The sequence below is a fragment of the Aeromicrobium sp. Leaf245 genome (assembly GCF_942548115.1).
Taxonomy (GTDB): domain Bacteria; phylum Actinomycetota; class Actinomycetes; order Propionibacteriales; family Nocardioidaceae; genus Aeromicrobium.
Window position 1 is genome coordinate 744,140 of sequence record NZ_OW824151.1, and the last position, 12,202, is coordinate 756,341.

Below are 12,202 nucleotides of genomic sequence, written 5' to 3' on the forward strand. Positions count from 1 at the left end.
TACGACAGGTGACCCGCTCCTGAGGCGAGAACAGAGGACTTTGTCCGACTTCGGGCACGCCTGCACCGAGGACGCCGATCGCCGCGGCGCCGGTAGACTCACCGAGTGGAGCTGGAGCTGCGACACCTCAAGGTCGTGTGTGCCATCGCCGACGCCGGGAGCGTCACGAAGGCCGCCGCCGAGCTGGGTGTCGCGCAGCCCGCGCTCACCGCGCAGCTGAGCCGCATCGAGCGTGCCCTGGGCGGCCCGTTGTTCGACCGCGACCACCGCGGCGTGCGGCCCACGTCGCTGGGCGAGCTGGTCATCGCCCGGGCCCGCATGCTGCTGCCCGCCATGACCGGTCTGCTCGACGACGCCACCCGGTTGAACGACCCCGAACGGGGGCGGAGCACCCCCGAGCACCTGTCCATCGGCTCCTCGTCGCCGGCCATCCTTGCGCCCCTCATCCAGCGGCTGGAGGAGCGGCACCCCGACCTCGAGGTCTCCACGACCGCCTCGTGGTCGGCCGACGAGCTGGCCCGTGAGCTCGACGACGGGCGCCTCGACTTCGCCGTGGTCGGCATCTGCGGAGGCGACAGCACGCCGGGGGAGCGCGGCCAGGTGTGGCGCACGTTCTCGGTGGACCCCGTGTTCGTGATGCTCCCGCAGGACCACCCGCTGGCGGACGTCGACGAGGTCGCGCTCGCCGACCTCGCCACCACCGGCTGGGCCGCCACCCCGGGCGACGGCTGCTTCCAGGAGTGCTTCGCGGCTGCCTGCGCGCGCGAGGGCTTCGCGCCGCGCAGCCTCTACGTCGCCGACGCGGCCAGCTGCATCGACCTCGTGGCGTCCGGCACGGCCGTGGCGCTGTGCCAGCCCACGCGGGTCCTCCCGGGGCTGGCGACCAAGCCGCTCGCCGGAGTGCCCCTGAGCTGGCGCCACCTCGTCGGCTGGCGACCCGACTCCGTCGGCGCTGCCTTCGCCGACGAGCTGCTGCTCACCGTCCGCATGGCGCACGGTGACCTCGTCGCGCGCAGCGCCGTCTACGCCGACTGGTTGGGGCGGAACCCGGGCTTCGGCGAGCAGCACGACCCGGGCATCACCCCCGCGGTATGACTCTTCCGGTATGACCCTCCAGGGCTGAACTGACAGTACGTTCTTGCCAACCCCTCGGGGGGGGCTGCGGAGGCGAACCCGTCTCCGGACGACAGCGTGGGGCGTGGCGGCGAGCCGTCCGTTCCGCAGGACGGCTGCACCCTGGCGACCCCAGCGTGCCGCCACGACGAAGGAGATCCACCGTGAAGACTCCCAAGCGAACCCTCTTCGGCTCCCTGGCCGTCGCCGCCGTGCTGGCCACGGCGCTCGGCCAGCAGGCCAACGCCGCGCCGTCACCCGACGACGCCCCGCCCAAGGTCAGCATGCTCGGTGCGATGGAGCGCGACCTCGGACTCTCGGAGTCGCAGGCCAAGGCCCGCATCGCCGACGAGGCCCAGGCCTCCAAGGCCGAGAAGTCGCTCGTCAAGAGCCTCGGCGCCGACTACGCCGGCTCCTGGTACGACGCGAAGAAGGGCACCCTCGTCGTCGCGGTGACCGATGCCGCCGCCGCCGAGGCCGTCACTGCGAAGGGCGCCGAGGCGCGCACCGTCGAGCGGTCGTCGTCGGAGCTGAACGGCTACATGAAGGACCTCAACGCGAAGAAGAGCGCAGCTCCCGACACCGTGGCCGGCTGGTACGTCGACGCCGAGTCCAACAAGGTCGTCCTTCTGACGCAGGACGTCGCCGCTGCCGAGGCGTTCGCCGAGAAGGCCGGCGTGCCGGCAGAGGCGTTCCAGGCCGAGGCCGCTCCCGAGCGTCCGCAGCCGCTCTACCAGGGCGGCGACGCCTACTACATCGGCGGCGCGCGCTGCTCCATCGGCTTCGCCGTCACGGGCGGCTTCGTGAGCGCCGGTCACTGCGGCACCACGGGCAGCACCACCTCGTCGCCGAGCGGCACGTTCGCCGGCTCGAGCTTCCCCGGCAACGACTACGCGTTCATCCGCTCGTCGGCGTCGATCACCGGCACCGTGAACAACTACAGCGGCGGCAGCGTCGCCGTCCGCGGATCCTCCAACGCGGCGATCGGGTCGTCGATCTGCCGCTCCGGCTCCACGACCGGCTGGCGCTGCGGCACCATCCAGGCCCGCAACTCCACGGTGAACTACGCCGAGGGCTCGGTGACCGGGCTCATCCGCACCACCGCGTGCGCCGAGCCGGGCGACTCGGGCGGATCGGCCATCTCCGGCAACCAGGCTCAGGGCGTCACCTCCGGTGGCTCCGGCAACTGCTCGGTCGGCGGGACGACGTACTTCCAGCCCGTCAACGAGATCCTCAGCGCCTATGGCCTGACCCTCAAGACCTCCTGACCGGAGGAACCGCGCGCGGCGCGGACCCGGCACCCTCTTCCCCTGGAGGTGTCGGGTCCGCGCCGTTCGTCGTCTCGCGGGGGGTGCTCACGTGTTGCTGCGCTGCCTCGGCGGGACCGTCCTGGCTGCTGCGTCGCTGCGGGTGAGGCTTCGTGTGGTGGTGCGTCGCTGCGGCCGCGAGTGGACCTGCGCTCCGAAAGGGCCTCGACCGGAGCGGTGGGTCTCGCCTCGGGTGGGTCTGCGGGGCGCGGCCACGATTCTCCATTCGAGTGAGATCCACGCACGATGCTTCTTTCTCGTGGACAGTGCCTCGCGAAGGAAGCATCGTGGCGACGGATCTGGCCTCTCAGGGGCAGTGATTCTCCATCGTCGTGGAACGGTCCACGAGAAGGGAGAATCCCTGCCCACCCGCCGTTCACCATCGCCCCGTCGGACGCAGGATTCTGCCTTCGCGCACAGCGATCCGAACGATGCTGCGTTCCGCACCGGATCCCGTAGCAAACGCAGCATCCTTCGACCCTTCGCGCACGAACGCAGAATCTTGCGTCCCCCGAGCCGCGCTCCGACCGCTCGCCCGACCCCGGACTTCGCCGCCGGTCGAGGCCCTTTCGGAGCGCAGGTCGACTCGCAGCCACAGCGGCGCAGCAGCAGGCGAAGACCCACCCGAAACACCGCAGCCGCAAGGCACGACCCACCCGCAGCAGATCGCGCCGACGCCCTCGGCGCGATCTCGCGGTCCCACGGCAGGAACGACGGTGGAGGCGGCCTGTCGCAGGCCGGTAGCATGGACGACGTTGCCCGGTCAGCGTCGCCCTGGCACGGTCCACCCCACCCCCGCACCTCAAGGACATCGTCGTGGGCATTGTCGTCCAGAAGTACGGTGGCTCCTCCGTCGCCGACGCCACGAGCGTCAAGAGGGTCGCCCAGCGCATCGTCGCCACCAAGAAGGCCGGTCACGACGTCGTCGTGGTCGTCTCGGCCATGGGCGACACGACCGACGAGCTGATCGACCTCGCCAACGAGGTCTCCCCGCTGCCGCCCGCCCGTGAGCTCGACATGCTGCTCACCGCCGGCGAGCGGATCTCGATGGCCGTGCTGGCCATGGCCATCGGCAACCTCGGCCAGGAGGCCCGCTCGTTCACCGGCTCCCAGGCCGGCGTGATCACCGACGCCGAGCACGGCAAGGCCAAGATCATCGACGTCACGCCCGGTCGCATCGAGAAGGCGATCGCCGAGGGCGCCATCGCCATCGTCGCGGGCTTCCAGGGCGTCTCGCAGACCACGAAGGACATCACGACGCTCGGCCGTGGCGGGTCCGACACGACCGCCGTGGCCCTGGCCGCGGCCCTCAGGGCCGACGTCTGCGAGATCTACTCCGACGTCGACGGCATCTTCACCGCCGACCCCCGGATCGTCCCCGACGCCCGCCAGATCCCGCAGATCTCCTACGAGGAGACGCTCGAGATGGCCGCGAACGGCGCCAAGATCCTGCACCTGCGCTGCGTCGAGTACGCGCGCCGCAACGACATGCCCATCCACGTCCGGTCGTCGTTCTCCGACAAGCCCGGCACGTGGGTCATCAAGGCCGACGACGTCACGAAGGACCCCACCATGGAGCAAGCGATCATCAGCGGAGTGGCCCACGACCGCTCCGAGGCCAAGATCACCGTCGTCGGTGTGCCCGACAAGGTCGGCTACGCCGCGGCGATCCTGCGCGCGCTCGGCGACGCGCAGATCAACATCGACATGATCGTGCAGAACGTGTCGGCCGCCGCCACGGCGCTCACCGACATCTCGTTCACCCTGCCGCGGGCCGACGGCCAGACCGCCATGACCGCCCTGGCGCGGCTCAAGGACGAGGTCGGCTTCGAGCGCCTCCAGTACGACGACAGCGTCGGCAAGGTCTCCATCGTCGGCGCCGGCATGCGCTCGGCCCCCGGCATCACGGCCACGTTCTTCCAGGCCCTGGCCGACGCCGGGATCAACATCGCGATGATCTCGACGTCGGAGATCCGCATCTCGGTCGTGGTGGCCGAGAGCCAGGTCGAGGAGGCGGTCCGCGCCGCCCACTCGGCGTTCGACCTGGGCACCGACGAGGTCCAGGCCGTGGTCTACGGAGGGACCGGACGATGAGCCGTCGCGCCAGCATCGGCATCGTGGGCGCCACCGGTCAGGTGGGTGTCGCGATGCGCCAGATCCTCGAGGAACGGAGCTTCCCCGCCGACGACGTCCGCTTCTTCGCCTCGGCCCGGTCGGCCGGCGCGGTGCTGCCGTTCGCCGGCCGCGAGATCACCGTCGAGGACGCCGAGACGGCCGATCCGGCGGGTCTCGACATCGCCCTCTTCTCCGCCGGTGCCACCACCTCGCGGGCCCACGCGCAGCGCTTCGCCGACGCGGGCGTGACAGTGGTCGACAACAGTTCGGCGTTCCGCAAGGACCCGAGCATCCCGCTCGTGGTCAGCGAGGTGAACCCCGAGGCCATCCCCGCCGGCGACGGTCCGGGTGGCCGCGGCATCATCGCCAACCCGAACTGCACCACCATGGCCGCCATGCCGGTCCTCAAGCCGCTGCACGAGGAGGCCGGGCTGGTGCGCCTGGTCGTCGCGTCGTACCAGGCGGTCTCGGGGTCGGGCATCGCCGGCGTGCGCGAGCTGCACGGGCAGGCGCGCGCCGTGGTCGAGAAGGCCGACGAGCTGGCCTACGACGGCAGCGCCGTCGCGTTCCCCGACCCCGACGTCTACGTGGCGCCCATCGCGTTCAACGTGCTGCCCATGGCCGGCAGCGTGGTGGACGACGGCAGCAACGAGACCGACGAGGAGCAGAAGCTGCGCAACGAGTCGCGCAAGATCCTCGGCCTGCCCGACCTCCGGGTCGCCGGCACCTGCGTGCGCGTGCCCGTGTTCACGGGGCACTCGTTGAGCATCCACGCCGAGTTCGAGGGCGACCTCACCCCCGAGCGGGCCACCGAGATCCTGGGCAGCGCGCCCGGGGTGCAGCTGGTCGAGGTGCCCACGCCGCTGCAGGCCGCGGGCGCCGACCCGAGCCTGGTCGGGCGCATCCGTGCCGACCAGTCGGCGCCGGAGGGCAAGGGACTCGTGCTGTTCGTCAGCGGCGACAACCTGCGCAAGGGCGCGGCCCTCAACACGGTGCAGATCGCCGAGCTCCTCCTCGGCTGAGGTGGGTGTGAGCGAACAGGTGGGGCCTGGCGCAGGAGAGCTCGGGGGCAGATCGTCGAGCTCCTCCTCGGTTGACGTGGGCGTGAGCGAACAGGTGGGGCCTGGCGCAGGAGAGCTCGGGGGCAGATCGCCGAGCTCCTCCTCGGCTGAGGTGGGTGTGAGCGATCTCCTGGTCCGGTCCCGCCGGCCCGCCGACGCCGACGCGCTGGTCGCTGCGCTCGCGGGAGTGCACCAGCGCGACGCGTACCCCGTCCGCGCCTCGCGGGTGACAGCCGAGTGGCTGCTCGACGGCACCGACGTCGCGTGGGTGGCACAGCTCGACGGACGGGTCGTCGGGCAGGTCGCTCTCGTGCGTGCAGACGACGCCTGGGAGCTGACCCGCTTCTTCGTCGCGGTCGACGCGCGCGGCGCGGGCGCGGGCCGCGCCCTCCTCGACGTCGCCGAGGCGTGGGCCGACGCCGACGGTGTCCCGATGCGGCTCGTCGTCATGCAGCACAACCGCGACGCGCAGGCTGTCTACGAGCGCCGCGGCTGGCAACGCGACGGCAGCACCACCGCCGACTTCTTCCTCGACGGCAGCGGTGTGGCGCCGGTGCTGCTGCGCTACTCCAGACCGCCCGGCTGACCCGGCGCACGCACGAAGGCCCCGCCGTCGAGCGGTGCGGGGCCTTCGCGCCGGGGCTACTCGGCCGCGAGCTGGTACGCGCGGGGCTCGGTCTCGCCGGCCATCAGGTACTCGATCGCGAACGCGGTCGGCGTCGTGCCGCAACGCGCGTAGCCGAGCGTCACGAGGACGTCCGCGGACGTCCAGCCCTTGCCGTAGAGACCCTCGACCTCGGTCTTGGTGGCCTCGTCGCCGCCCTCGTACAGCTCACCGAGCGCGATGCCGTCACCGGCCTGCGGGTTGCCGATCGCCTTCCCGACGGCGCTCGAGGTGGTACCGGCGCCGGGCGCGTCGCTGTACGTGATGGTCTTGAGCGCCGTGGCGGTCGCGCAGGCGAAGGCGAACAGGTCCTGGCGCTTGCTCTTGGTGATCGTCTTGCCGTACTTGCCCTTCTTCTTGACCTTGTACTTCACGACGGTCGTGACCGAGTAGACCTTCGGGTCCGCGGCGATCTTGAGGGCGACGGACGCCTTGTCACGGGCGACGACCTTCTTGCCCTGGCGCACCGTGAGGCGGGCGTAGGTCACCTTGACCTTGCCCGAGGTGGAGTACCTCGGCTTGATGGTCGCTGTCTTGCCCGGCGCGGCGCTGGGGTCCGCGATGGTGCGGATGGTGACGCCCGTCGCGGCCTGGGCGGGCGCCACGAGCGTCAGGGTGGAGCCGACGCCCACGAGGGCGGCGACGAGCAGGACGAGGAGCTTGCGCATGGGACCGGTCCGTTCACGGAGATGGCGCCCGGCGGAGCGCGGGCCCGCTCAGCGTAGGAGTGGTGCGACGGCCGTGAGCAAGTCTTGCGCAGGAATGGCCCGTCGTGACCAGGCGCACCTGGTCGGTGCGGGCCACGCCTGGCCCGCTCACTCCGGCAGCGCGGCCCTCAGGGCGTCGACGAGGTGCTCGGGCGTGGTGCCGAACGACCGGCTCGCGAGCACGAGCTCGCCTTCTCGGGCGGGTGCGCGCACGACCACCGACTGCGAGCGGGCGGTGTCGCCGCTGCCCACCCGGACGCGTCGCCGCGTGGCGCGCACCTGCGTGCTGCGCCGGCCCTCGTGCAGGGTCACGATGTCGCCGCGCACCGTCACACGCTGCCGGGTCCGGCCGCGGACGGTGACGAACCAGAGCCAGGCCCCCACGGGCCACAGGCCGAGCAGGACGACGGGCGAGCGGCGCCCGGACGAGTCACCGAGGACGCTGGGGTCCCCCAGCGCGACGGTGGCCAGCACCGCCGCCGCCGTGGTGCCGACCGTGAGGACGCAGAGGAACCGCCACGGCCAGGGACTGCCGTCGATGACGATGCTCCCGTCGACGACCCTCGGCGTGACCGGGCGGCGGGGGAGGAGGATGTAGACGACGGCCATGAGGAAGGCCGCGCCCATGAGCCCGACCGTCGCGCCCATCGGCGCGTCGCCTCCGGACGCCGTCGCGGCCATGAGCACCCCGCCCCCGGTCATGAGCAGACCCATCGGCATGCCGAGGAGGACGACCTTGCGCTCGGGGCTCATCGCGATGCGGCGACCGCAGCGACCTCGTCGAGGGCCGAGGGGTCGGCGAGGGCGCCTCGCGTGGCGGCCTCGTCGGCCGGGACTCCACGCAGGATCTTCTTGACCGGCACCTCGAGCTTCTTGCCCGAGAGCGTGCGGGGCAGCGCCCTCACCACGTGCAGCTCGTCGGGGACGTGGCGCGGCGACAGCCGGGTGCGCAGCTCTCGGGCCACGCTCGTGCGCAGGGCCTCGACGTCGGTGCCGTCGGGGTCGGCGAGTGACACCAGCAGCACGAGCGTCCCGGCTCCCCCTTCGTCGTCCTCGAGGTGCACGACCAGGCTGTCGTTCACCTCGGGCAGGCTCTCGACGACGGTGTAGAACTCGGCGGTCCCGAGCCGCACGCCGCCGCGGTTGAGGGTCGCGTCGCTGCGGCCGGTGATGGTGCAGGTGCCGCGCTCGGTGATGGTGATCCAGTCGCCGTGGCGCCACACCCCTTCGATGTCCTCGAAGTAGGCGGCCCGGTAGCGCGAGCCGTGGTCGTCGCCCCAGAAGCCCACCGGCATGGACGGCATCGGACCGGTGATGACGAGCTCGCCGAGGGACCCGACGACCGGCTCGCCGTCCTCGTCGAAGGACTCGACCGCCGCGCCCAGGCAGCGGCACGAGATCTCGCCGGCGTACACGGGGACGGTGGGGGAGGCGCCCACGAACGCGGCGCACACGTCGGTGCCGCCCGAGACGGACTGCAGGTGCACGTGCTCGCCCACCGCGTCGTAGACCCAGCGGAAGCCCTCGGCCGGCAGCGGTGCCCCGGTGGACCCGACGCCGCGCAATGTCGACATGTCGCCGATCTCGCGCGGCACGATCCCTTCCTTGCGGCACTGCAGCAGGAACGGCGCGCTCGTGCCGAAGTACGTGACGCCCAGCTCGTCGGCGTCGCGCCACAGCTGCCCGAGGTCGGGGTGGGCCGGGTTGCCGTCCCACAGGACGATCGTCGAGCCGGTCAGCAGGCCCGAGACGAGCAGGTTCCACATCATCCAGCCCGTGGTGGAGAACCAGAAGAACACGTCGTCGGCGCCGAAGTCGTGGTGCAGGCCCAGCGACTTGAGGTGCTCGAGGGTGATGCCACCGTGACCGTGGACGATGGGCTTCGGCAGGCCGGTCGTGCCGGAGGAGTAGAGGACGTAGAGCGGTGCGTCGAACGGCAGCCGCTCGAACGCGAGCTCGCCCGGCTCACCCAGCAGCTCGTCCCACGTCGTCGTGGCGGTGCCGTCGATCGCGGGCGCGGGCGCCCCGGGCTCCAGGTACGGCAGCCACACGAGGGTCTCCACGCTCGGGAGCGCGTCGACGATGTCGGCGACCTCGCCGCGCCGGTCCACCGGCTTCGCGCCGTAGCGGTAGCCGTCGACGGCCAGCACGACCGTGGGCTCGGTCTGCTTCCAGCGGTCGACGACGCTCTGGACCCCGAACTCGGGGGCGCAGGAGCTGAAGACCGCTCCCAGACTGGCTGCCGCGAGCAGCAGCACGAGCGTCTCGGGCACGTTCGGGGCGTAGGCGGCGACCCGGTCCCCACGGACCACGCCGGCGCGCTGCAGCCCGGCGCGAGCACGGGCCACCTGGTCACGCAGCTGCGCCGCCGTGAGCCGGACGTCGGCCCGCGACTGCGAGCGCGCCACGACGACCACGTCGTCGTCGGCCCGGCCGGGGAGCCGCAGCATCGCCTCGGCGTAGTTGAGCCGCACCTCCGGGAACCAGACCGCACCCGGCATGGAGGCGTCGGCCAGGGCAGGGGAGGGCTCCCCGTCGCCGGGAACGTCGAAGAACCGCCACACGGCCTGCCAGAACGCGTCGGGCTCCGCGACGGACCAGCGCCACAGGGCGTCGTAGTCATGCGGGTCGGTGCCGACCGTGCGGGCGAAGTCGGCGATGCGCGGTGCGGCGTCGGGGTCGGGGCGCCACAGGACCTCGGGGCTGCGATCGGTACCGGTCATGCGGAGTGCTCCTGGAGTACGGGGTGGCGGCTCAACGCACGGCATCGTCGTCCGGGCGGACGTCGCTCGCGGTCCACACCAGGAGTCGCTGCACCAGCGGAACCGTGGCGGTCATGAGGCCCGGCACGATCAACCACGCCCAGGGCCCGTCGACGGGCTCCAGGAACAGCAGCATCACGAGGACGGCCACCAGCATCACGGAGAGCGCGAGGACCGCGCGCGCCTGCTGCACGCCGAACGCGATGAGCAGCCGGGAGCCGATCTCGTAGGCGAGGCCGACCACGACCAGGACGGCCAGGCCGCCCCAGAAGGCGCCTCCCGCCGAGGTGCCGCGCACCGCGCTGAACAGGTTGAGGCACGCCCAGCCGCCGGCCGTGATCAGCAGCCCGGCGACCAGCCCGGTGACCAGGGAGGCGCGCAACGGTGGGACGGTGGGGAGCCGGTAGTCGCGCACCGCCCACACGGCGTCCTCGCTGCGGTCGCGGACCGCGAAGCCGAGCCGCCGCGCGAGGTCGCCGGTCCCGTGCAGGGCGTCGGTCGCACGTCCGCGTGCGCTCCCGAGGGCGGCCCCGACGTCGATGGTGGTGCGCGGACCGCTGCGCTGGGGCTGCGGCGCCGTCACCGGCTGCTCGACGGCCTCGTCGTCGGACGGATCCGTGGCGCGCGAGTCCTTGCCCTTGAGTCGCGAGACGGCCGAGGCCTTGGGCGCTGCAGGCCGGACGGGTCGAGCCGTGCTCGACGCGGGGGCACCGGGGCGCACCACCGTCTTCTTGACGATCTTCTTGACCACGCGCGGCTGGGTGCTGCCGGCACCGTCGGCCTGCGTCGTGCCCTCCTCGACCATGGAGTCAGTGTGTCACAGCGCACGTCGTCCGGGTCGGGGAGCGCACGCACGACGAAGCCCCCGGACCGTGGTGGTCCAGGGGCTTCGGATCCCGAAGGAGCTGGGTCGGGGTGACAGGATTTGAACCTGCGGCCTCGTCGTCCCGAACGACGCGCGCTACCAAGCTGCGCCACACCCCGGCGCTGTCCTCGCTAGGAGGACGAACCCGCTGAGTCTATCGCAGTGAGGGTGAGCAGGGTGGCCTCGGGTCGGCAGGCGAAGCGGACCGGCGCGAACGGTGAGGTGCCGAGCCCGCCCGACACGTGCAGCCACGACGGCGACGAGCCGGCGACCTGGTGCGTGCTCAGGCCCTTCACGCGGGCCCGGTCGAGGTCGCAGTTGGTCACCAGTGCGCCCACGAAGGGCACGCACAGCTGGCCGCCATGGGTGTGCCCGGCCAGGACGAGCGGGTACCCCTGGCGGGAGGCGTGGTCGAGCACCCGCAGGTACGGTGCGTGCGCCACGGCCACCGCGAGGTCGGCGTCGGCCCCGAGGGACGCGGCCGGCGGGACGGCCGCGAGGTCGTCGAGCTCCAGGTGCGGGTCGTCGACCCCGGCGAACGTGAGGCGCCGCCCGTCGACGGTGAGCGACCCGGTCGCGTTGTTCAGGTCGAGCCAGCCGTGCTCGGCCAGGCCCTCGCGCAGGTCCTCGAAGGGGAGGGTCGCGGCGCGTTCCCACGTGCCCCCGACCTGGGTCCCGGTGCCACCGGTCAGGTACTTGAGAGGGTTCTTGGGCACCGGGGCGAAGTAGTCGTTGGAGCCGAACACGAACACGCCGGGGCGCTCCAGCAGCTCCCCGTAGGCCTCCAGCAGCGGGGGGACCGCGTCGTGGTGGGCGAGGTGGTCGCCGGTGCTGACCACCAGGTCGGGCTCGAGGTCGGCCAGGGACCGCAGCCAGTCGGCCTTGCGCCCCTGGGCCGGCGTCAGGTGCGCGTCGGACAGGTGCAGGACCTTGAGCGGGCGGGCGCCCGACGGCAGCACCGGCACGGACACGTGCCTCAGCGCGAACCACCGCGCCTCCCACCAGGCGTAGCCCAGAGCGGCCGCGCCGGCACCGATCACACCGGCTCCCACCACCACGGGCCGAGCCGCCACCGATGCCCTCATGCTCCCAGCCTAGGTGCGTGGCCGAACGGCGCTCGCCCGCGGTGAGAGGATGTGGTCATGTCAGCCCTGAAGGACCGCCTCCGTTCCGATCTCACCGCGTCGATGAAGGCCCGCGACGCCCTGCGCTCGAGCACGCTGCGCATGGTCCTCACCGCCGTGACCAACGCGGAGGTGGCCGGCAAGGAGGCCCGCGAGCTGACGGACGACGACGTGCTGACCGTGCTCACGTCGGAGGCCAAGAAGCGTCGCGAGGCCGCCGAGGCCTTCGAGGCGGGCAACCGTCCCGAGCTGGCCCAGAAGGAGCGCGACGAGGCCGCCGTCCTGGCCGAGTACCTGCCCGAGCAGCTGTCGGCCGACGAGGTCCGCGCGCTCGTCACGTCGACCATCGAGCAGCTCGGCGTGGCCGGCGACGGCATGAAGGCCATGGGCCGGGTCATGGGCGCGCTGCAGCCGCAGGTCAAGGGTCGCGCCGACGGCGGCGTGGTGGCCGCCGAGGTCAAGAAGGCGCTCGGCGCTTGAGGGA

Annotated in this window: 11 protein-coding genes and 1 tRNA gene; 6 read left to right on the forward strand and 6 right to left on the reverse strand. The window is 72.3% G+C overall.

Going from position 1 to position 12,202, the window contains the following annotated elements; translation table 11 throughout:
• The first annotated feature begins 105 nt into the window (after nucleotides 1–105).
• From NBW76_RS03670 to NBW76_RS03690, 5 genes are all read left to right on the forward strand, one after another.
• Entirely contained in the window at nucleotides 106–1,095 is a 990-nt protein-coding gene (locus NBW76_RS03670; protein ID WP_056556400.1) for a LysR family transcriptional regulator, read from the forward strand.
• 182 nt (nucleotides 1,096–1,277) lie between these two features.
• Nucleotides 1,278–2,381 carry a S1 family peptidase gene (locus tag NBW76_RS03675; protein ID WP_235493061.1) on the forward strand — a complete coding sequence of 368 codons (1,104 nt, stop codon included), beginning with the start codon at nucleotides 1,278–1,280 and terminating at the stop codon, nucleotides 2,379–2,381.
• Nucleotides 2,382–3,236: 855 nt separating this feature from the next.
• Nucleotides 3,237–4,514: an aspartate kinase gene (locus NBW76_RS03680; RefSeq protein WP_055963153.1), complete on the forward strand. Its 1,278-nt coding sequence runs from the start codon at nucleotides 3,237–3,239 to the stop codon at nucleotides 4,512–4,514.
• The gene (locus NBW76_RS03685; protein WP_056556394.1) at nucleotides 4,511–5,557 is read left to right on the forward strand and encodes an aspartate-semialdehyde dehydrogenase; all 1,047 of its coding nucleotides are present in this window, start codon (nucleotides 4,511–4,513) and stop codon (nucleotides 5,555–5,557) included. The genes NBW76_RS03680 and NBW76_RS03685 overlap by 4 nt, the downstream gene beginning before the upstream one ends.
• Nucleotides 5,558–5,714: 157 nt before the next feature.
• Nucleotides 5,715–6,182, forward strand: a complete 468-nt coding sequence (locus NBW76_RS03690) for a GNAT family N-acetyltransferase (RefSeq protein ID WP_055963159.1) — start codon at nucleotides 5,715–5,717, stop codon at nucleotides 6,180–6,182.
• Nucleotides 6,183–6,238: 56 nt separating this feature from the next.
• Here the strand turns inward: NBW76_RS03690 and NBW76_RS03695 are convergent, their stop codons facing one another.
• The 6 genes from NBW76_RS03695 to NBW76_RS03720 form a co-directional block, all read right to left on the reverse strand.
• Nucleotides 6,239–6,928 (reverse strand): hypothetical protein, encoded by a 690-nt coding sequence (locus tag NBW76_RS03695; protein WP_056556391.1) that lies wholly within the window; start codon nucleotides 6,926–6,928, stop codon nucleotides 6,239–6,241.
• A gap of 147 nt (nucleotides 6,929–7,075) precedes the next feature.
• Entirely contained in the window at nucleotides 7,076–7,720 is a 645-nt protein-coding gene (locus NBW76_RS03700) for a hypothetical protein (protein ID WP_056556388.1), read from the reverse strand.
• Nucleotides 7,717–9,690 carry an acetoacetate--CoA ligase gene (locus NBW76_RS03705; RefSeq protein WP_056556385.1) on the reverse strand — a complete coding sequence of 658 codons (1,974 nt, stop codon included), beginning with the start codon at nucleotides 9,688–9,690 and terminating at the stop codon, nucleotides 7,717–7,719. Before NBW76_RS03705 ends, NBW76_RS03700 begins: the two co-directional genes overlap by 4 nt.
• Before the next feature lie 31 nt (nucleotides 9,691–9,721).
• Complete coding sequence (locus tag NBW76_RS03710; protein WP_055963172.1) at nucleotides 9,722–10,534, reverse strand: hypothetical protein; 813 nt, start codon at nucleotides 10,532–10,534, stop codon at nucleotides 9,722–9,724.
• Nucleotides 10,535–10,639: 105 nt separating this feature from the next.
• A tRNA-Pro gene (locus NBW76_RS03715) sits at nucleotides 10,640–10,713 on the reverse strand.
• Between the two features lie 12 nt (nucleotides 10,714–10,725).
• Nucleotides 10,726–11,679: a metallophosphoesterase gene (locus NBW76_RS03720; protein ID WP_056556382.1), complete on the reverse strand. Its 954-nt coding sequence runs from the start codon at nucleotides 11,677–11,679 to the stop codon at nucleotides 10,726–10,728.
• Nucleotides 11,680–11,736: 57 nt separating this feature from the next.
• Between NBW76_RS03720 and NBW76_RS03725 the strand changes: the two genes are divergently transcribed.
• Nucleotides 11,737–12,198, forward strand: coding sequence for a GatB/YqeY domain-containing protein (locus NBW76_RS03725; RefSeq protein WP_056556379.1), 462 nt, complete (start codon nucleotides 11,737–11,739; stop codon nucleotides 12,196–12,198).
• Nucleotides 12,199–12,202: the final 4 nt, after the last annotated feature.

Coding starts and splice junctions, on each gene's coding strand:
- NBW76_RS03685 (WP_056556394.1), top strand. CDS start 4,511: ATGAGCCGTCGCGCCAGCATCGGCATCGTGGGCGCCACCGGTCAGGTG.
- NBW76_RS03695 (WP_056556391.1), bottom strand. CDS start 6,928: ATGCGCAAGCTCCTCGTCCTGCTCGTCGCCGCCCTCGTGGGCGTCGGC.
- NBW76_RS03700 (WP_056556388.1), bottom strand. CDS start 7,720: ATGAGCCCCGAGCGCAAGGTCGTCCTCCTCGGCATGCCGATGGGTCTG.
- NBW76_RS03705 (WP_056556385.1), bottom strand. CDS start 9,690: ATGACCGGTACCGATCGCAGCCCCGAGGTCCTGTGGCGCCCCGACCCC.
- NBW76_RS03710 (WP_055963172.1), bottom strand. CDS start 10,534: ATGGTCGAGGAGGGCACGACGCAGGCCGACGGTGCCGGCAGCACCCAG.
- NBW76_RS03720 (WP_056556382.1), bottom strand. CDS start 11,679: ATGAGGGCATCGGTGGCGGCTCGGCCCGTGGTGGTGGGAGCCGGTGTG.
- NBW76_RS03725 (WP_056556379.1), top strand. CDS start 11,737: ATGTCAGCCCTGAAGGACCGCCTCCGTTCCGATCTCACCGCGTCGATG.